Origin of the sequence: Roseivivax sp. THAF30 (genome assembly GCF_009363575.1) — a bacterium.
Lineage (GTDB): Bacteria > Pseudomonadota > Alphaproteobacteria > Rhodobacterales > Rhodobacteraceae > Roseivivax > Roseivivax halotolerans.
The window spans coordinates 492309-511694 of the sequence record NZ_CP045389.1 but is presented as its reverse complement, the minus strand read 5'-3'; the positions used below and the strand labels follow the sequence as shown (position 1 = coordinate 511694).

Below are 19386 nucleotides of genomic sequence, written 5' to 3'. Positions count from 1 at the left end.
GAGCACGCCGCCAGAGAATTTCCACAGCTTTCGCGACACGACCAACGAACCGTTTCACATTCTCTTCGCGCTAGTGTGCAACTCATGGAACTGCCTCCATTCGAACCGGCGACCTACCGCTCCACGGGCAGGTCGAGGCTTCGCTTGTAGGTCCGCATCGCCACGGAGGTCCGGAAACGCCGGACATTCGGCTCGCCGAGGAACAAGCGACGAGTGAGGGCTTCGAAATCGTCCATGTCTTTGGCGGTGCAAATCAGCACAAAGTCTCCCTCTCCTGTCACGTAGTGACATTGCTGGACCTGCGGCTCCGCGCAGGCCGCGCGGGCGAAGGCATCAAGCTGGTCGGGCCGCTCGCGCTCCATCTCCACAGCGACGACAAAGGTCATACCTTGGCCGAGGCGGGCGGGGTCGAGTAACGTGACCGTTCCGGCGATGGTCCCGTCGGCCCGCAGTCGCGCGATGCGACGTTGGATTGTGGCGACTGACAGGCCGGCCGCCTGCGCCAGCGTTTCGAGCTTGGCGTGCGCGTCGGCTTGGAGCCGGGCAAGGATCGTGCGGTCAGCCGCGTCAAGAGGGCTCTGCATGATCCCATTATGGCACAATTCTTCCTTCACCGCGATTTTTTCCCGCGATGGCGCCACAGGATGCAGAGATCGCCGCATGCAAAGCGACTAATCTGGCCCCATGACCATATTCGATCCTGCGCCTGTGGGCGCCCGCCTCGCCCGATGCCCCGTCCATGCGACTTCGCCCCTGTTTCGGCGCGAGGTCGCAGGCCGTCCGCTCTGGATCAAGGACGAGCGGGCGCGGATGGGGTTGGGGTCCTTCAAGGCGCTCGGCGGCGCCTATGCCGTGCTGCGCCATATCGAGGATCGCGGCCCCGCCATCACCTTTGTCACAGCGAGCGCGGGCAACCACGGACTGTCCGTCGCGGCGGGCGCGAGGGTGTTCGGCGCTCGCGCCCGCGTCCACATCGCCTCCACCGTGCCCGAAGCATTCGCGAAACGACTGCGCGCGGAAGCGGCCGAGGTCGTCCGCTCGGGTGAGGAGTACGAGGCGGCGGTCGCCGCCGCAGTGGCGGACGCCGAGGGCACCGGGGCGATCCACCTCGCGGACGGATCGTGGCCGGGCTACAGCGAGCCGCCGCGCCTCGTCATGGAGGGTTACACAATCATCGCGGAGGAATTGCGAGAGTCCTTCGAGGCGGAGTATGCGTGGCCTGATACGGTCTACCTGCAGGCCGGCGTCGGCGGGCTGGCCGCTGCGATTGCAGAGCGCATCCGCGCCTCTTGGGCCGATCAGCCCCGCATCGTCGTGGTCGAGCCCGAGGCCGCCCCCTGCCTGAAGGAGAGCGTCGCGGCGGGTCGCATCGTCACCGTCAACGGCCCGGTCTCTGTGATGGGCCGCCTCGATTGCAAGACGCCCTCGATGCTCGCGTTCGACTTGCTGCGCGAAGCTGCGGACGCCTTCGTCACCGTCTCGGAGACGGAGGCCGCGGAGGCTTCCGACCTGATGGCGGCCGAGGGGCTGCAGACGACCCCCTCCGGAGCTGCCGGCGTCGCGGCCTGGAAGCGCCTGGGCGGAGAGCGCCCCCTCGTCGTCCTCAGCGAGGGGCCAAACGATGCCTGACCCCGCGACCTTCGACGCGGTCGCCTTTCGCCGCGACTTGCACGCACATCCCGAGGTTGGGGCCGACACGCCCCGCACAGCCCGCGCCGTGGCCGAGGTGCTTGGTGCGGCTGGTTTGGACATCGCGCGCAGCGTGGGCGGCCATGGCGTCGTCGCCTCGGTGGGAGCCGGTCCACTAGAGACGGCGGTAATGCTGCGCGCGGACATGGACGCGCTACCGATCACGGGCACGACCGGGCAACCACATGCCTCGACTATACCGAGCCGACACCACGGCTGCGGCCATGACGGCCACACCGCGATGCTGGTGGCGGCGGGATTGACCCTAGCCGCCGATCCGCCCGATCGGCGCGTCCATCTCGTCTTCCAGCCCGACGAGGAGACCGGGGCGGGCGCGCCCGCGATGATCGCGGACGGCCTGCTGGATCGCTTCCCGGCTGCCGACGCCTATGGCCTGCACAACGCGCCCGACATGCCGCTCGGCCATTTGGGGACGACCCCTGGCCCGTTCTTCGCTTTTGAGGATAACGTAGAAATCGTTGTGACCGGGCGGGGCGGCCACGCAGCGCGTCCCCATCTGCTCGCCGATCCCCTCGTCGGCGCGGCGGCCATGGTGGGGGCACTCCAGACTGTCGTATCCCGTGCAGTACCGCCCGACCGCTTCGCGGTCTTCTCGCTCACGGGGTTCGAGACGGACGGCGCGCGCAACGTCGTCCCCTCCCGCGTGGTGCTGACCGGGGATTTTCGAGGCTACGACGACGCGACGGCCGCGCTGATCGCCGGCCGTATACGAGAGATCGCCGCCCACGGCGCGGCGACGCACCGGCTGACGGCAGAGGTTTCCATCGCCCGCTCCTTCGAGCCGCTGGTCAACGATGCGGCGTCGGTTGCAGCGATGGCCGATGCGGGCCGCGCAGCGGGGCTATATGTCGATGATGCCTCGCCTCGTCTCGGCGTGTCGGAAGACTTCGCCTGGATCCTCGCCCGCATTCCCGGCGCGATGGCCATGCTCGGCCAAGCGGGCGAGGGCCGTCACGCCCTGCCGCTGCACAACCCCGGCTACGAGTTCAACGATGCCCTGATTCCGGACGGTGTCGCGCTGTGGCAGCGGCTCGCCCGCAGGCCCCACGCGTCCCAGCCCTGACCTACACATATGAGGAGACTCTCCATGACCAAACGCACCATCATCGACGTCCTCGGCGTGCCTCGTTCGCCTTCACCCATCTCGAACGCGGTTGTCGTCGGCAACACCTGCCATATCTCGGGCCAGCTCGCCGTCTACGACGACGGCTATCGTCCGGGAACCGCGCGGCAGGAGGCCGAACGCGCTTTCGAGCTCGTGTTCCTAATTGCAGCGGAGGCGGGCTTCAGGCGTGACGAGATTGTCTATGTCGACATCGCCTTCGCCGACCTCGACGAACTGCCCGAGGTGAACGCTCTCTACGGCGAGTTGTTCGATGCTCCGCCTGCCCGGACGATCTACCAAGCCGCGAAGCTGCCCTTCGGTGCCAAGGTGAAGGTTCAGGCAATCGCGATGCGGGAATGACGAGCCCCCGAACGCGCCCTCCCGCTTGGCACCCCGGCACGTTCGATGCGCGCTGGCAGGCGTTGCAACGCAGGATGCACGACGCGCGGCTCGACGCGCTTATCGTCTCGAACCTCGCCAACCTGCGCTACCTCACGGGACATGCCCCTATAATCGGCGTCGCGCCCACGCGACCGTGGTACGCGGTTCTGCCCGCGGACGGAGCGCCCGTGGTCGTCGTTCCCCAACTGGGGCAAGGGGACATGGAGCGCGAAGGGGCGTTCGGCTCGCTCCGATCCTGGTCCAGTCCGCGCCCCGACACGAACGAGGGCGTGGACGAGGTCGGAGCTGTTCTCGCGAACTTGCGCCGCCGCCACGGGAGGATCGGTGCGGAACTGGGTCGTGAGACACGGATCGGCACGACCTGGGATGATATGACCGCAATCCGAGACGCTTCGGGCACGGAGATGGTCGATGCATCGGACCTGCTCTGGGCGGAGCGGGCGTCGAAGTCCGATGCCGAACTCGCGCGCATCGCCGCGGCGGCAGCGGCCACGCAGGACACTTTCGACTGCCTGCCCGTCATTGTCGCAGCGGCCGAAACCGAACGGGATGTCCACCGCGCGGTTCTCCGCACCCTCATCGAATCTGACGCCGGCGCGGTCCCGTACCTCGCCATCGGCAGCGGTCCGGGGGGCTACGACAGCCTGACGCGCGGGGCGACGAATCGAAGCCTCGCGCAGGGCGATGTTCTCGGAGTCGATATCGGGACTACGATCGATGGCTACTGGTCGGATTTCGACAGGAACCTCGCCATCGGCCATCCGGACGAACTGGCACAAGCGGCGCATCGGGCCGCACAGACAGCATTGGACCATGCGCTCGCCACCGTGCGACCGGGCATCTCAGCCTGCGACGTCTGGCAAGCCATGGCCGCGGTTCTCCCTGCGGATGGGAGCGGCATCGGCCGCCTCGGGCATGGGGTTGGCCTCGATTACACGGAGCCGCCCTCGCTGCATCTCGACGATGCTACGCCCCTGCGAACCGGCATGGTTCTCGCCATCGAGCCGAGCTTCACGTTCGAGACGGCCTCGGGTCGACGGGCTGTTATGGTCTGCGAGGAACTGATCGTGGTGGGCGACGACGGATCCCGGCTGCTGTCACGTCGTGCCGATGTCGCGCTTCCGGTCGTGTCGCGGTAGGGATGCGGTTCATGCGCTCCCGCGCACTAGTCGCATAGCTCCGCTGCTTCGCGACCCTAGGGTCACCTCCGATGCTGGACTCATCTGGATCGGAGGATAACCGATGCAACTGCAGCATGACAATGGAGGCGCTCGCACCTACAGCAAGCGGGGTTCTGCGTCGCGGCGCAGATCACGGAAGCGTTCGTTGAAGGCTGCCTCAAACCAAGGAGACTTAATCCACCTCTCGCTGCGCCTCGTTGAATGGCCGCCGATGCGGGACGGAGCCGCCTTTGCACCGCGCTGCGTGAGCGTCCGCTCCCATCGGATCGAAACATCTGAGACTGCCCGCTCAGGCTCTGACCAAGACCAATCCGCTCGCGATCATGGCCGCAGCGCCCCATCTCCACGGCCCACCGCGCTCGCCGAGGAGGAGCACGCCGATCAGCATGGCCCAGAGCACGCTCGTTTCGCGCAGTGCGGCGACGAGGCCGACCGGCGCTCGCGTGAAGGCCCAGACCGCAACCCAGTAGGAGCCGAGGGACAGGACACCGGCGACGAGCCCCGATCGCCAGGCCGGTCGCAATTTGCCGAAGGCCGCTCGGCCCCGCGCGAGAACTGCGAAGGCGCTCATCGCAATGCCGTCCACGACGAACATCCACATCACGAAGCCCGAGGCGGTCCCCGAGAGGCGCGCGCCAACGGTATCGGCCAGGGTGTAGGACGCCGTGAAGCCCGCCGTGCCGAGTGCCCAGAGGATCGCGGTGCGGTTTGCTTCGATACCGCCCCTCCGCAGCGACATCGAGACCACGCCGAGACCGATCAGGGCGATCCCGGTGGCGGCGACGGGTCCGATCTCCTCACCGAGCGCGAAGACCCCGACCACGGCGACGATCAACGGGGCCGTGCCGCGCGCGATCGGATAGACCTGCGAGAGATCGCCATGGGTGTAGGCCCGCACGAGGAAGAGCTTGTAGCCGGTGTGCAGAAGACCGGAGCCAACGACCCATGGCCAAGCCGCTGCGGCTGGCAGGGGGAAGACCGGGATCAGGGCCAGCGCCAGCCCCATCGACACCAGCGCGATCAGCAGCATGGAGGAGAAGCGGTCGAGACCAACTTTCACGATCGCATTCCAGCCCGCATGCATCAGCGCGGCCGCGAGAACGGCGAGGAATGTCAGCGTGTCGAGACCGCCGGCGGTCGCCGGATCCATCTCAGTCGTCCGCCCCTTGCCAGAACCACAGGGCACATTCGGCGGAACGCTCCGCCTCGCCGATCCCGACGTCGCGCAACGCCTCGGCATCAAGACGCGAGAGCTGCGCGCGGGTGCGGGTACGGTGATGCCAGAGTGCGAGGAGCGCAAGCGGCCGAGTGAGGCAGAAGGGGCCGAACTCCGCCGGAGGACGGGGCCTGCCATTGGTGTAGGTGAGCGGAGGGATGGGCGCATGTGACATACGCGCAGGATGTCATCGACGTGTTCGCCTTGACAAACGATGTCTCGGCCGACCCGATGTGAGCCTAGATCACAGTACCGGACCCTTCCCTTGTCGCCCCTGCCATCGCTCACTGCTCTGCGTACCTTCGAGGCCGCCATTCGCCACGGCCGCATGACCCGGGCGGCCGATGAGCTCGGCGTCACCCATGGAGCCATCAGCCGACAGGTGCGGCTTCTCGAAGAGACATTCGGCACGCAACTGCTGCAGCGGACGCATCAGGGCCTTCTTCCGACCGAGGCGGGTGCCGTGCTGGCCGAGCATCTCACCCGCAGCTTTCGCGACATCGAGGCGGGCGTGGCGGCCTTGCGCGACGAGGCGGGCGGCACGCTCGACGTGTCGTGCCTCGGCACCTTCACCATGCGCTGGCTGATCCCGCGGCTCGGGCGGTTCGCCATGGCCCATCCCGGCATCGAGGTGCGGCTAATGCAGTCGGACGCCGCCACGGACTTCTCTCGCGGCCGCTACGACGTGGCGATCCGGGTGACGGACCATGCCCTCCCCGAGGACGCGCATGTCGCCACGCTCTTTCCCGAAAGGGTCGGCCCCGTCCTGTCGCCCGCCCTGGCCGAGCGGCTGGATTTGCGGACACCTGCGGACCTCGCCGGAGCCCCGCGCCTCTGGGCGCGCACCCGCCCCGCCGCCTGGGCCGATTGGTGCGACCGCGCGGGGCTTTGCCGGCTCGACGGCGGCGCGCCCTACGAGCATTTCTACTTCATGCTGGAGGCCGCCGCGGCCGGCCTCGGCGTCGCCCTCGCCCCCGAGCCCCATGTCGCCGACGACCTCGCCGCAGGTCGCCTCGTCGCGCCCTTCGGGCTCATCCCCTCAGGCCTCGACTACGTCGCCGTCCGGCGCAGAGATGGCCCGCGAAAGGCACGGGTGTTCTGCGATTGGGTCGCAATGGAAGCCGGAGGGTGAAACGCCACCGGAACTACCGGAGCCGACATTCACGGCACTCGCAGCATCCGGTAGAATGGGCTCTCCGCGAACCTTCGCTGCGGTTTGCCTGAGCGACGGCACCGCGGGACTTTCCTGACGTTCAAGGCTGTTGTCTCGGTCTAACGAGGGCTATCCATAACGAGCAGAAGCTGGGCCTCTCCATCGACCGCTTCATAGGAATGCGCAACATCGCCCGGATAGCGATAGTAATCTCCGGGCCGGATCTCAGTCACGGCATCAATCGGTCCCAGACGCGCCATCCCGCTGCAAAGGAAAGCATGTTCGACCATGCCAAGCGGATGTGCTTTGGACTGACGGGCGGAACCTGGTCTGAGCACGACACGGTAGAGGTCCCGCCGCCGGTCGGGTGGAGATTTGTCCAGCAACACCGTGGCGAAATCCGACTCCTCTGCCGCGAGACTGACACCCTCGGTGGAACGGATGAGCGCACTATAGGACGACGCGGTTTCGAACAGTGAACTGAACGGGATGCCGAGGGCGTTCGCGATGGCCCAAAGGGTTTCGACGTTCGGGTTGCCCTTGCCGGCCTCGAGCTGAGACAAAGTGGACTTGGCGAGCCCTGCCTTTGTCGCCAGAGCCGATAGACTGAGCTGAGCTTGGCTTCTTTCGCGAGAAATGGCGGCGGCAATGATGGCATTCGGTGACATGCGTTCAGTATAGCATTACATTGATCGATTTGACGAACGGGTTCTTCTCGTTCACTATTTCGAACGATGTTCGCTCAAGGCTCAAGGTGTCCCATGTCTGACCACGTTCGCAACACCGTTTTCCATGCTCGGAAAGAGTTTCGCAGCGGCTTGCGCGACATCACGCCGCTGTCGCTTGGCGTTGCTGTCTATGGCCTTGCCTTCGGACTACTGGCCGCCAGTCAGGGACTGAGCGCGCTGGTGACCGGACTGATGGGAGCATTGATATTTGCGGGTTCGGCGCAGATCGTCGCCGTGGAGCGGCTGGCGGCAGATGCCGGAGCGATCCTGGCTGTTGTCGCCGGGCTTGCGCTCAATCTTCGCATCCTGCTGATGACGGCCTCTTCTCGCACCGAGCTGAGCGGCCGGCCGCTTTGGCAGGTTTTTCTGGGCGTCCACCTGACGTCGGACGAGAACTGGGTCCTGATGCACGCGACGCGCAACAAGGGCAAAGCGGCCGGCTACTGGTATCTCGTCGGTGGCGGCACAAGCCTGATCATGGTTTGGATCGTCTCGACGGCACTTGGCGCCGCTTTCGCTCGGTCCCTGCCGGACCTCTCGGAAAGCGGTATGGATTTCGCCTTCACTGCCGCGTTCATCCTCTTGCTCACAAGCCTTTGGAAAGGTCTGCGGAGCCTGCCACCATGGACCGTTTCCGCGGTGATCGCGGCGGGCTGCGCATGGTCCTTGCCGCTGGATCCGTCGTGGGGCCTGATCGCCGGTGCCGTGGCCGGGGCCGGATTTGCCGGAATGAAGTATCATGAATGAACAAGCGATCGTCATTGGCGGACTAGCGCTCGGCACTTTCGCAATACGGTTGGGCGGCTACCTGCTCGGCGCAAGCATACCCGAGAGCGGACCGTGGGCTCGGGCCCTGCAAGCTCTGCCCGGTTGCCTGATCGCCGCATTGCTCGCGGTGATCCTCGTCCAGGCTGAACCGGCGGAATGGACGGCAGCGTCGGTGGCCCTCGCCGTCGCACTGCTATCGCGAAGCCTGCCGCTGACCATGCTGGCAGGCGTCGGTTCGGTCTGGTTGCTGCGCAGCCTGACCTGACGGTGGAGCAAAAGGCGGTAACGGGCTCGAAGCCGACCTGCGGCAGCGCGGCGTCGGAGCGCTGGGGGTAGGGCAGAGCAATTGCTGGCGAGAACCGCTCCGCGAAGATCCGTGTCCGGCATGAGACCGACCGACACCGAAAGCGCCGAACAGACAGAACAAGCCTGACTTGCCGCCCATGTGCCGGCAGGTCCGTAAGACGACGCGGGTAGTGGCTATGAACGCGTTGAGAAATCTCGCCGCATCTTGGTCAGGCGGCACCTCCGCCGGCCGGGCGCACGTGGATCAGCACCCTATCGTCAACCAGTTCGACCCGTTCTGCCTTCAACCCTCCGAGCAGGAACGCCCGTCGATCCATTCCAGATGCCATGGGCAACCTCGCGCGAAGACTGCCAAAATGTAGCGAGCCGTGGCTTCAACTGAACCAAATAGGCGTCAGACCCACTTTTCCATGCCGGGTTGCAGATTTAGATAAGCGCTCGCTCAAGAACGTCGTAGAACGCGTCTCTTGCGAAGCGTTCGATCCACGGTTTGTGACCACATTTCTCAAGCACGAATACGTCAGGTGAACCGAAGGCCGCACGGAGCGCAGAGCGCACACTGCTAACCGGATGGGGGTCATGGTCGCCGTGGATCGCAGTCACCGGGCATCGTACTTCGGACAAGGCGTCGAGCAGCTCACCGGATCGGCGCATCGTGGTTGCTTGGCGCCAGACCGCCTGGTTGATGGCCCGATCCACGGACACAGGCACAGCTGGACGCCCGTCGGTCGAATATCCGTCCATCTTGTCGAAGAGCTCTGAAAGTCTTGGCCAGGCATCCGCAGACCCGAGCTGGCCCGACAGTCGCTCATACTGTTCCACCTCGTCGCGATCGAGGCGCGCAAGACGGGTCGCGCTGATGCCTTCGGCTTCCTGCTCTTTAAATGGCGGGCAACCGATCACGACAAGGCGCCCAACCTTGTCTGGATGACGCGCGGCGTAGAGCAGGCCAAGCCAGGCGCCCCAAGACCATCCGATCAGGACGACCGGCGCATCACATCTCCGGACGATTTGGCCATGGAGTTCCTCGATTTGCCCGTCGATGCTGCGCGCGGTTTGAAACGGCTCCAATACGCTGCGGTCGGGGAGGACGAGGTTCCGAGCCAGAGGCCCGACCTCACCCGCGGCACCCGGTCCGCCGTGAAGCACCACGACGCGGGATTTGCCCGCGCCATGGAGCCGATAACCTGTCGCGATGTCCGGAAGCTGCATCCCGTCATCCCGCTCCCAGCCAGCGCCACGCGGCCGCAACCGCCATGCCCGAGAGCATCGCCCAAACGGCGCTCTTCGAAGCAAGCATGGTCAACCCCGTAACGGCAACGGCAAAGGCCGTCCGAAGGTCGGCCTGGGCAACGAAGGAGGCGACGAGCGCCGCGATGACGCCGACGGAGAGCCCATCCAGGAAACGGCCAACCCTGCGGGTCTCACGCACATGGATCATCACGGTCGCCCCAAGCAACCGGCTGGCCAGGGTGATCGCCGCCACCATCGCTACGACAATCCAATCAGCCATTTTTGCTCTGTCGGTATCCGATCCGCCTGTTGCGATGCCGGCGATCCCGGCAGCAAGCGCGCCGAGGATCACGTTCCACCCCGTCGCCAACCAAGGCAGGCTGACGACGGAGACGACCGCCGCGACAAGGACCGGCAGGATTACGTCGCGGCCCTCGCGAAGCTGTTCCGTGACGACCGCAGTGAAGAAACACACCATCACGACGTCGATTCCAAACCGGTCCGGCGCGCCCAACAGACCGCCTCCCAGAACGCCGATGGCGGTCCCGACGATCCAATTCAACCACAGAATCAAACCACCGCCGAGAAGACGGCCCAGATCCGCCCGTCCGGACTTGAAGGCTGTCTGGCTGTCGGCGAAGTTCGGGTCGCTGAGATAGGCAAGGCTCAGAACTCGTTGCCAGGGCGGCAGCCGGTTCACCCAAGGGGCAAGCGCGGCCCCCATAATGACATGACGCGCATTCAGCGCGGCGTTGTTGCACATCGCTGACGACAGAGGATTCACTTCGCGAATCCATGCCGTTACACGCGCTGCATGAGCAAGCCACCTCCCGCCCGCTATCGCACGACGAACTGGTCCAGCTACAATGCCTCGCTGCGCAAGCGGGGGTCTCTGCTGATCTGGGTAGACACGGACATGACCTGGCGCGCGCCGCGTGATGAGCGGCCAGGACGTCCAGCCGTGTTTTCCGATGCGGCCATACAATTCTGCCTGTCGATCAAAGTTCTGTTCAAGCTGCCGTTGCGCCAGACCGCAGGGATGGTGGCCAGCCTGCTGAATCTGGCGGGGCTGGACTGGCCCGTGCCGGACTTCTCCACGCTGTGCCGCAGGCAGAAGACCTTGGCCGTGCAGGTTCCCTATCGCCGCGCTGATGGCCCGCTGAACTTGCTTGTCGATAGCACCGGGATCAAGTTCCTGGGCGATGGCGAATGGCAGGCACGCAAGCATGGCGTCCAGGGCCGACGCCAATGGCGCAAAGTACATCTGGCCATGGATCCTGCCGCATCCGACATCCGCGCCGTCGAATTCACTCCCAGCCGCGACGGCGACAGCCCCGTGCTCCCCGACCTGCTCGGTCAAATCCCGGCGGACGAGCCGATCGGAACGGTGACCGCCGATGGCGCATACGACACGCGCCGCTGCCACAAGGCCATCACTGACCGGCAAGCCACACCGATCATCCCGATCCGGATAAACGGCCGCCTGTGGAAAGAGGATTGCCCGGCCGCACGCGTCAGAAACGAAACCCTGCGCGCCACCCGATACTACGGGCGAGCGTTCTGGAAACGCTGGACGGGCTATCACGCCCGCAGCCGGATCGAGGCGAGGATGCGCAACCTCAAGGCCTTCGGCGAGCGCATCGCCGCACGAGACCCCGACCGCCAGACCGCCGAAATCCACATCCGGATAGCCCTCATGAACCGCTTCTCAGCTCTCGGTACCGCCGAGATCGTCCGCGTGGCATGACGTCAGTAGGGTAAGGGGCAGTCACGTCTCAGGCGCGGGTTCTGCAACAATGCCGCTGCGCGGCAAGAAACAGCGCCTGACTTTCGACCTGACGGAACATATGGGCAGGACTTCGCAACGATTATCCCGAACTTCGGCCACGTCTTCGAGAAGAAATCTTTTGTGTTTGGTTTGAGAATTATGCGTTTCTTGTGTTCTACGTTATCCTGCGTTTTGTCGATCCCACTGGACGCTTGTTCAACAGTCCGGGTGCCTTGCTTCTAAAACCCGATCGATTGTCCCAAATCGGGTCAGTCCCGAGATTGAAGGACACTCGATCTTTGCGCGGATGGAGAACAACCGAACCCACCCTAAAGTGCTGCGCCAGCAGAAATGCCCCGCGAAGAGGTTCGCGGTCATCCTCGGGGTAGAAGCGATTCACTTGCGACGCCTCAGCATCCCAACTGCTAAGGTCGGGCCCCGGGTAAAGGAAAGCCGCGTTTACGAGCAAGCCGTTTGCACGTCCAGCTCTTTCGTCCGCTACTTGGCAGTTTGGATAATCCGCAGCCTGCCGGAACGCCCTAATCCAATTTTTGAACTCCCACGTCACGGCCGGTATTTTTACCTCGCACGCAAAGACCCAGCGATCATTAACGTATCGCGGCACCGCAAGTACGTCAGCCCTGATTTTATGACCGAACCCAGCCAACTTCAGACTGCACTCCTCAACACAGAAGAAGTCTTCTTCTAGGATCGACATTAGCTGTTGACGTTTTTCTTCTCGATATCCACCAAAAGGCCTTTTCTTTCGTTTTTACCGAAATCCTAAGAAAGGCAGCCAATCATCAATGACGATGGCCGACTCTAATAATATCGTTAAATAATAAGGATAATATCGACGTCGCATTGGATACAGTTAGTATCTCTGCGTCCCGGCGAGTGATAAAATATTCTTAAAATTTTGAATGAATTGCTGTCGCACATTATCGGGCGACATCGACCATATTTCAGCAAGTGTGATTACCACGGAATCGGCGTCTGTGGGTTCAAGTGGTCTACCTTTAACCTTTCCAAACGGACCGTCTGTCTCAGGCAGGCAGCGATCTCGAGGCATTGCCGCGACACGATCTCTTCCAGCTTTACTCTTAAGCATAGCGGGGCCAACCGAAAACCAGCAGTTTGTATCGACCGCGCGACGTAGCTGGCTCGGTCCTCCGGTGAACCAGTGCAGAACAGGTAGTCCAGCTTCGTGAGCGCGGAGCAAATCAAGAACTTCGTCAGCAGCACCTCTACTATGAATTGACATAATACGACCGCCGACGCGCTCGGTGGCTCTCAGCACATGGGCAAAAACTTTTCGTTGGATCGGCGCGTACTCCCGAAGGTGCTGAGAGCCATCGAGGCCGATTTCACCGACGTAGGGCGCTTCATCGACCAACGTGTCGAACAGTTCCAGTTCGTTATGCCGCTCATGCGCGAGTTCGGGATGGAAGCCCAATGCCGTACGTATGCGCCGTCGCCCTTTCGCCAACCGTTTCGTGCCTAACCACGCCTTCGGAATCGTCGTAACTGATAGCACGTAAACACCGGACCTGTCCGCTCGCTCAATGATCGTCTGCGGTTTCGAGTAGAGATCAAGATGGCAGTGAAAATCGATCAAACGGGTATGCCCTCAGAGCGGATGAAAGCAGCGAGTTCATCCCGCCCCCGTTCGGCAACTTTTAGGAGCTCCGTTCGTTCGCCGGAATCTGTGGGCAAGGTTCCCGCACGGATCACCCAGCGAGCAATGCCTTCCGTCCGCGACCGTTTGATGGCGTAGATGACGGAGAGCAAGTCAGTTCGCCGATCGGGCTTGTCCATCACCTGCCCGAGATCACCCAACCAGTATTTTGTCCGATCGGTAACATTACTTGCGTGAAATGCCGCCCGTCGGATTAGACATGGAACGCAGTGCCCGCACTGCATCCTCTTTCGCTTCCATCGACCACAGGAAACAGTTTCCGCCGCCAGCCTATGCGCAAGGGGCAAGTTCGAACTGCCGTGCAGCATTTCGCCCTTCGTCATATGCCGGAAAGGATTCTTGATTGTAACCGGGATATCTCCTGCGTCCAGCAGGCGTTGAATGCCTGAAAGAAACTCGGGATGCGCCGTTCTCGTGCTGAGTGCTCCTAGTCTGCGCGGACTGAGAGGCGGATTCAGGGCAATAAAACCGTTCTCGGGGATGTAGAGCGTAACTCTACCGGCGGACGAGAGAAGTCCGTCGCGGTTAGCGATTGCAGATGCCACACACGTGCCCATTGCCAGGAAGAGTAGGCTACGTGCTCGCGTCGTGTCCTCCCTCGAATAGACGCCGTACTGCACTTCGGGTCCCCGCAGTGCGTCGTTCGCCCCGAGGTGCGGACGCGAAGGAAGGTGACTACGAAGATAGGTCTGAAACTGCTTATCACCGGTGCTCTCGCGACTTACCAAGAGCGGAGATCGATTGGCGTCTTCGATCAGTTCAACGGCACCGAGAAGACTGTCGAGGCCACCTGAGAAGAGGCAAACGCAGTCCGCGTCGAGAAGCTTAGTGCGTTGCCGCAGGCCCTTCCGCGACGCCGTGGTTGGAGCGGATCGACCCTCCCCGGTAAAGCTCATCGACCAGTTATCCCCAGTCAGGAAGTTGAGGGTGCGTTCGAGGTTGCTGGCTTGAGCGATCCAGAATGCCGTGTCCTGTACGCTCGTGGTCAATTCGATCGAGCGTGAGAAGCCGTTCGAGGCAACGGCGCGAGGCACCAATACGTCCGCGGTCACTGCAGAGAGGGCGATTGATAGAAAGTCGAATGCCCTGGGTGAGATCGTTCCCTCGAGGCGACGCATTTGATCGTAAATTCGTGTTCCCGTCGCCGCTGCATCGGGAACGTCCCTACGAGGGCCAAATAGGCGAACACGCCGGTCCGCGCTCGAGGAACGCAGAGCTACCGGGTCTGCAAGACAGGCCACGTTCGTCATTCGTCGCTCTCCCAGACTTCGAGTGCTCCCCGAACCACATCAAGCTGAAGGTCGCGAAGGTCGTTGGCCGACATCTGCGAGACCGGAGCGCCGCCGCGTCGGGAAAGCATGTTGTCGACCGTCGCCCGAACTGTCTCCCTGAGATCATTCTCGCGGTCTATCAAAGCCTCCGGCGAGGCGTTCCGGTTCACAGAAGCCCCCGCCTCGCGGAACCAAATATCATGGAAGACGCAGGTGGTCACGTAGACAGCCAGAAGGTCGTGGAATTGATCCTCTGTTATTGCCGACGGATCGAATGCATTTTGCTCGGACAAGACTTGGCAGATCGCATCCTGGATGGCGGCGCGCACTTCGTCGCGATCTTGGCCCTCTGGAGCCACAGCGTCAGCAATGATCTGCGCTGCTTCTTCGACTGGTTTACCGATCGCTTCACGAAGATCCCGCCCGGTTGCGGTCTGTCCAGTTCCACCACGACTGAGATCGCCAATGCCAGCGATGCCAGCGGCACCAGATCGAGCGTTGGCTCCCTGCCGTCTATATCCGTTCGAGGAGCCGCCTACAGCCTTGCGTGCATAGTTTCGAAGCACGTCACGGCGACCTTCGGTGCTGCCACTGCGAAGGTAACGCGATACAGAGAGCCTATAACTGCGCAATGCGTTGGGCTCCCGCTGAGGGAGAGGTTGTCCTGGTTCAGCATCTGCGTGATCGGGAACCAGAGGGGATCGATCATTCGATCCGGAGCCATCCTTCGAGGTGCCCATTAGTCAGCCCACCAACTCTTGTCTTTTAGGGAAGCCTTTAGCCAATTTGGCCTCTTCACAAAATTGCGGGATCGAATAAGCGTTGCTAAGTCTCCCGCAGCGTCCTCGTCGTAGTCCGCGAGCGCAACCGTGCCGTAGAACCCCGCGGGAGCTGTGCTCCAGTCGGAAACCTTTCCGAGGTGTTCGACGAGCGCCCGCATAAGCAAGGGCCGTTCGTCCGGTAGTGCGTCATCAAGCACCTTCTTAACCGTCGGAGACGTGGAAGTCCGAGCTTTCAGGAGGGTCTGCAAGGCCATCTCACCGGCGGCGCTAAGTCCTTCGGTAGATACCCGAAGGGGCTTCAGTTCGCGGGTAAGGTAGGCCACCGGCCGGAGGTCGACGTCAGCTAGCTTCGGTTCCAATTCGGCCCACCCACGCACGAACTCTATTTCACTCGGTCCCTGCCATTCCTTCGGCAACTCCTCAGGATTGGCTGCCCTGTCAGCCTCCAACTTGGCGAGCACTTCGGGCTTACCGTCTTTTGCATTGCCGATTTCCGTGAGGAGCGCGTTTGTAGCTGCCTCGCCCATGCAACGCTCGAACAGCGCCATCTTGGCGAGCAAAGCTTCGCTGAGGGGCATTTGCCGACGTTGGGCAACGGAGAGACGCATTCGCACCGTGTTCAGCATTCGCTTCACGATGCGCGGGTTGCCACCCACACGCGCGGAAGTTGCAAGAAGCGGGGCGAGACGTTCCGCGATCTGAACAGCTTCCACGAGGACTTGTCCTTGGTCCGTGGCCAGCCGTTCGCCGTGGTTGAGCACTTCTTCCAGAGATTTCAACCCAAGTGGTCCGTCCTTCCAAGTGTTTCGAAGGTTCTCGACAAGAGCGTCGACCACAATTCCTCGATGTTTAGGTGATAAGGCGCGGCTGGCGTCGAAGGGCTGCGAGATCAAAAGAGCAATCAGGTAGGCGCGCACTTCGGCGACACCCACCCTTGGAACGCGGATCGGGAACTGGACGAGCTTGTCGAGATAGTCGGTGACCAATCGGTCCGCGTTGGCCTTGTAGTGCTCAGCGACGGCCAGCCGAACCATATCCTCGTCGGCCGCGACGACGAACGCAGTACCCGGGACGAACAAAAAGAGGCGAACGGCCTCGAGGGTCAAAATCGTATTGCGGGGAAGGCACCGATCGAGGTTGTCGATGAACACGACAAGCGTCCTGTCGAGTTCTCTCAGCAGCTCTTCCAGCTCGCGACGGAACTGCTCGATCTCCTGTGGAGGGCTTCTTTTCTGTTCGGGGTCGAGAAGCCCCTTGGTCTTTTTTCTCACCTCCTCGCTGGCCTTGTGGACAGCTTCCACATCTTCATCGTCACCTTCACCGGTCCCGATATCGCCTAGTCCTTCTACTCCCCTGCTCAGGATGCCGAAGGTCGGCGCGCCCAAGAACGCTGCTCCTCCCTCCGCCAAGAGACCAAGAACGCGGAGCTTGTTCACACGCTTGAGGAGCGAAAACGCCTTCTCGGCTCCTGTCTCGGAAGCTTTCGCCACATCGTAAAGTGCATGTGAGATCTTCTCTAAGAGAGCAGCACGAGCGTCATCAAAGTCTTGGTAGAGCCAGGCGTCGAACTCCACCACGATGTATGGGTCACCATCCGCTTTCGCGAGGTCTCGTACGACCATCTTGGACAGAGAGCTCTTTCCAGCGCCCCACCCCCCAAAGAGCCCAACCGAAATTGGCCGAAGATCTCCACGAGCGAGGAGATCGGTTACCAGCTCCACCGACTCGCCGTAATTCAGAAGGTCGATCGTCGTTTCGTTGTCGGACCACATAGCAGAGAAACTTACCGGAAGATTTTAAGGCTCTAAACTTGTTATGGAAATCAGGCTCTTGGGGCGAGCACTTTTCATCCAAGATTTAATAAAGTTACCCTCGTGTGAAGTGTTCGGATGCCGCGCTCAAGCTCGAGCCGCCGACCGAGAGCGGGCGTCCGTCAGAAGTCCGGCGAGCGAGCGGCTCACCCTTCTGTTGAAAGATTGATGCTCCTCGGGCGTAGCTCGGATCTACCGCTATTGACCCAACTCGCTACCGTATGTTGTTGATGAAGTCTGGATATGCTCCATATAATGTATTGCAAGCCGACCAAGCGGTAGACGGAGGCAAGCCTTGAAGCGCATCGTAATTCTTTGCGACGGGACATGGAACAGGTCCGACAGCAAGACTCCTACCAACGTCGTGCAACTGGGACAGGCTGTTGCGCCCGTCGCGACAGACGGGACCGTGCAAGTTCCGATTTACATCCAGGGCGTGGGCACTGGAGAAGGCGTGACGCGAGTGTCGCGCAAACTCGACTCAGTGCTTGGGGGTGCCTTCGGGTGGGGCCTACTGGACAATATCGCTGAGGCCTACCGCCACCTGGTCTTCCTCTACGAACCCGGTGACGAGATCTACATCTTCGGCTTTTCGCGCGGCGCATACACGGCCCGGTCGCTTACCGGATTTATACGCTCGACCGGGATCGTCAACCGGGACTCACTCGACCTTATCCCCGAGGCGATTTCGCGATACAGAACGCTAGATCAGCCGAAGCGCACGCATCCAAGCAGCGACGCGAGCCATGAATTCCGCGCGAGGCTTTCGCCCCGCGTAGTCACGAGCGAGGCGGAAGCCGATTGGAGGGCAGCCAAAGGAATGCCCGAAGCTCCGCGCCTCCGGATCAGCTTCCTTGGTGTATGGGATTCCGTCGGCGCGCTTGGCGTACCAGCCCACATTCCCATCCTCGGCGAGTGGGCGAAGCGCCGCTACCGGTTCCACGATGCTGATCTCTCGAGCATGGTCGTTTCCGCACGCCACGCCGTAGCGCTCGACGAAAAGCGCAAATCATTCGAACCGACGCGCTGGACCAACATTGCCGAGCTCAACCAAGAGAGCGGGAACCCGGACCCTGCTCTCTACCAAGAACGTTTCTTTGCCGGCGATCATGGCTCGGTGGGTGGCGGCGGTGACATCCGGTCTCTATCCAGCATTGCGTTGACATGGATGATGGAAGGCGCTGACGCCGCTGGCTTGCAGTTCAACTCTGAACGGGTTGCGAAGATCGAGACCGAACATGATCCGAACGGCCCGCTTCGCAACACACGCGAAGCACCGACGGGTATTGTAAATTGGCTAACCCGTCTCTTTCCGAAAGATCGGACCGGACCAGATGCGATCGACGAGCTGCACTCTTCAGTGATGGACCGCGTAAGGACAGATCCGACTGGGTATCGCCCCGGCAGCCTAGCGAACATTCATGAGAAACTCGCCCTGCTGCTTGCAGACGAAAAGCCCAAAGCGGGTCTGCCTAAACGCAACGCCTAGATCTGCTTCCGGTGCTGGAGCGGGCGCGACAGTATCAGTCAAACAGGCGGCAACAACAATCAGCGCCGCCATCGGTGATCGCCGCGGTCGTGTGTTGCTCCGAAGTCAGAAAATTCTTTACTGAAATTTGCCTTCTACTGAGGGAACCGAAACGAGCATTAAGAGCCCGAGGTGATGGCAAGGAGGGCGGCTCCAACGCCGGCTATGTGCCTTACCGTTTCGCGATTTACGACCACGAGTAATGGATCGTAGGCGCGAGGCGATCGTTTCCGCACGCTCAATCATCCGGGTGACTGTGCTCAGCCTCGGAAGCCGCGCCTTCGGATAAACCATCGCCAAGCATTCTTCGATTGCAGATACCGCCTGGACCGGCACCTTTATCATCTCGGCTTTGCGCGGCGCAAACTGATGAAGTGTTCCCGGGCTAGGTCGGGATGGTGCAGAGGCCGATACCAACCGAAAAACGTCCGGGCCGGCTCTTGGAGCTGTTAGCCAAAAGCCACTATCCGGACCCGGAAATGTCGACTTCGAGCCCACGGCAGGGCACGGTCAATAAGCTCAAGCTGGAAATGCGCCAAAGAAAAAGCCTCAATGGCACGCAACCTGCTCACCCCAATGGCATGGAACCCGGGGTAATGGCATCTAACTGATGCCCTCTACACAAGGCGGCGATTGGCGACCCCGGCAGGATTCGAACCTGCAACCTGCCCCTTAGGAGGGGGCTGCTCTATCCAGTTGAGCCACGGGGCCGCTTGCCAGCCTTG

19 protein-coding genes, 1 tRNA gene and 1 pseudogene are annotated in these 19386 nt (G+C 62.3%); 9 read left to right on the top strand and 12 right to left on the bottom strand.

The window, feature by feature from the left end; all coding sequences use genetic code 11:
- Window positions 1-113: 113 nt before the first annotated feature.
- Window positions 114-584 carry an Lrp/AsnC family transcriptional regulator gene (locus FIU91_RS02420; RefSeq protein ID WP_152461273.1) on the bottom strand — a complete coding sequence of 157 codons (471 nt, stop codon included), beginning with the start codon at window positions 582-584 and terminating at the stop codon, window positions 114-116.
- 100 nt (window positions 585-684) lie between these two features.
- On the opposite strand from FIU91_RS02420, the gene FIU91_RS02415 reads away from it, so the two are divergent.
- Genes FIU91_RS02415 through FIU91_RS02400 form a run of 4 tightly spaced genes read left to right on the top strand, consistent with a single transcriptional unit; the run spans window position 685 to window position 4356 of the window.
- The gene (locus FIU91_RS02415) at window positions 685-1629 is read left to right on the top strand and encodes a pyridoxal-phosphate dependent enzyme (RefSeq protein WP_152461272.1); all 945 of its coding nucleotides are present in this window, start codon (window positions 685-687) and stop codon (window positions 1627-1629) included.
- Window positions 1622-2773, top strand: a complete 1152-nt coding sequence (locus FIU91_RS02410; RefSeq protein WP_152461271.1) for an amidohydrolase — start codon at window positions 1622-1624, stop codon at window positions 2771-2773. The genes FIU91_RS02415 and FIU91_RS02410 overlap by 8 nt, the downstream gene beginning before the upstream one ends.
- A 24-nt stretch (window positions 2774-2797) precedes the next feature.
- Window positions 2798-3175 carry a RidA family protein gene (locus tag FIU91_RS02405; RefSeq protein ID WP_152461270.1) on the top strand — a complete coding sequence of 126 codons (378 nt, stop codon included), beginning with the start codon at window positions 2798-2800 and terminating at the stop codon, window positions 3173-3175.
- Window positions 3172-4356 (top strand): Xaa-Pro peptidase family protein, encoded by a 1185-nt coding sequence (locus tag FIU91_RS02400; RefSeq protein WP_152461269.1) that lies wholly within the window; start codon window positions 3172-3174, stop codon window positions 4354-4356. The genes FIU91_RS02405 and FIU91_RS02400 overlap by 4 nt, the downstream gene beginning before the upstream one ends.
- 331 nt (window positions 4357-4687) lie before the next feature.
- Here FIU91_RS02400 and FIU91_RS02395 read toward each other — a convergent pair whose 3' ends face one another.
- Both FIU91_RS02395 and FIU91_RS02390 read right to left on the bottom strand, forming a co-directional pair.
- The gene (locus FIU91_RS02395) at window positions 4688-5548 is read right to left on the bottom strand and encodes an EamA family transporter (RefSeq protein ID WP_152461268.1); all 861 of its coding nucleotides are present in this window, start codon (window positions 5546-5548) and stop codon (window positions 4688-4690) included.
- Between the two features lies 1 nt (window position 5549).
- On the bottom strand, window positions 5550-5789 hold the full coding sequence (locus tag FIU91_RS02390; protein WP_152461267.1) for a DUF1127 domain-containing protein: 240 nt from the start codon (window positions 5787-5789) through the stop codon (window positions 5550-5552).
- Between the two features lie 90 nt (window positions 5790-5879).
- On the opposite strand from FIU91_RS02390, the gene FIU91_RS02385 reads away from it, so the two are divergent.
- Window positions 5880-6746, top strand: a complete 867-nt coding sequence (locus FIU91_RS02385; protein WP_152461266.1) for a LysR substrate-binding domain-containing protein — start codon at window positions 5880-5882, stop codon at window positions 6744-6746.
- A 140-nt stretch (window positions 6747-6886) separates the two neighbouring features.
- Here the strand turns inward: FIU91_RS02385 and FIU91_RS02380 are convergent, their stop codons facing one another.
- Entirely contained in the window at window positions 6887-7435 is a 549-nt protein-coding gene (locus tag FIU91_RS02380; RefSeq protein WP_152461265.1) for a helix-turn-helix domain-containing protein, read from the bottom strand.
- Between the two features lie 93 nt (window positions 7436-7528).
- Here FIU91_RS02380 and FIU91_RS02375 point away from each other — a divergent pair, with 93 nt between their 5' ends.
- Together FIU91_RS02375 and FIU91_RS02370 are read left to right on the top strand one after the other, a co-directional pair.
- Window positions 7529-8242: an AzlC family ABC transporter permease gene (locus FIU91_RS02375; protein ID WP_152461264.1), complete on the top strand. Its 714-nt coding sequence runs from the start codon at window positions 7529-7531 to the stop codon at window positions 8240-8242.
- Entirely contained in the window at window positions 8235-8528 is a 294-nt protein-coding gene (locus FIU91_RS02370; RefSeq protein ID WP_152461263.1) for an AzlD family protein, read from the top strand. The genes FIU91_RS02375 and FIU91_RS02370 overlap by 8 nt, the downstream gene beginning before the upstream one ends.
- Window positions 8529-8712: 184 nt before the next feature.
- Here FIU91_RS02370 and FIU91_RS19770 read toward each other — a convergent pair.
- The 3 genes and pseudogenes from FIU91_RS19770 to FIU91_RS02355 form a co-directional block, all read right to left on the bottom strand.
- Window positions 8713-8763 (bottom strand): annotated as a pseudogene (locus FIU91_RS19770) (hypothetical protein); the annotation flags it as partial.
- Between the two features lie 232 nt (window positions 8764-8995).
- Window positions 8996-9781, bottom strand: a complete 786-nt coding sequence (locus tag FIU91_RS02360; protein WP_152461262.1) for an alpha/beta fold hydrolase — start codon at window positions 9779-9781, stop codon at window positions 8996-8998.
- Window positions 9782-9785: 4 nt separating this feature from the next.
- Window positions 9786-10586: an AzlC family ABC transporter permease gene (locus tag FIU91_RS02355; protein WP_152461261.1), complete on the bottom strand. Its 801-nt coding sequence runs from the start codon at window positions 10584-10586 to the stop codon at window positions 9786-9788.
- A 30-nt stretch (window positions 10587-10616) separates the two neighbouring features.
- Here FIU91_RS02355 and FIU91_RS02350 point away from each other — a divergent pair, with 30 nt between their 5' ends.
- Complete coding sequence (locus tag FIU91_RS02350) at window positions 10617-11549, top strand: IS5 family transposase (protein WP_152461260.1); 933 nt, start codon at window positions 10617-10619, stop codon at window positions 11547-11549.
- An 895-nt stretch (window positions 11550-12444) separates the two neighbouring features.
- Here FIU91_RS02350 and qatD read toward each other — a convergent pair.
- The 4 genes from qatD to FIU91_RS02330 all read right to left on the bottom strand — a co-directional run bounded on the left by qatD (window position 12445) and on the right by FIU91_RS02330 (window position 17094).
- Window positions 12445-13188: a Qat anti-phage system TatD family nuclease QatD gene (gene qatD, locus FIU91_RS02345; protein WP_152461259.1), complete on the bottom strand. Its 744-nt coding sequence runs from the start codon at window positions 13186-13188 to the stop codon at window positions 12445-12447.
- Complete coding sequence (gene qatC / locus FIU91_RS02340; protein ID WP_172974899.1) at window positions 13185-14387, bottom strand: Qat anti-phage system QueC-like protein QatC; 1203 nt, start codon at window positions 14385-14387, stop codon at window positions 13185-13187. Before qatC ends, qatD begins: the two co-directional genes overlap by 4 nt.
- A 128-nt stretch (window positions 14388-14515) precedes the next feature.
- Complete coding sequence (locus FIU91_RS02335) at window positions 14516-15106, bottom strand: hypothetical protein (RefSeq protein ID WP_152461257.1); 591 nt, start codon at window positions 15104-15106, stop codon at window positions 14516-14518.
- Between the two features lie 173 nt (window positions 15107-15279).
- On the bottom strand, window positions 15280-17094 hold the full coding sequence (locus FIU91_RS02330; protein ID WP_152461256.1) for a P-loop NTPase fold protein: 1815 nt from the start codon (window positions 17092-17094) through the stop codon (window positions 15280-15282).
- Between the two features lie 334 nt (window positions 17095-17428).
- On the opposite strand from FIU91_RS02330, the gene FIU91_RS02325 reads away from it, so the two are divergent.
- Window positions 17429-18622 (top strand): DUF2235 domain-containing protein, encoded by a 1194-nt coding sequence (locus FIU91_RS02325; RefSeq protein WP_172974898.1) that lies wholly within the window; start codon window positions 17429-17431, stop codon window positions 18620-18622.
- 673 nt (window positions 18623-19295) lie between these two features.
- On the opposite strand, the gene FIU91_RS02320 is transcribed toward FIU91_RS02325, so the two are convergent.
- Window positions 19296-19372: transfer RNA gene (locus FIU91_RS02320), tRNA-Arg, on the bottom strand.
- Window positions 19373-19386 lie beyond the last annotated feature (14 nt).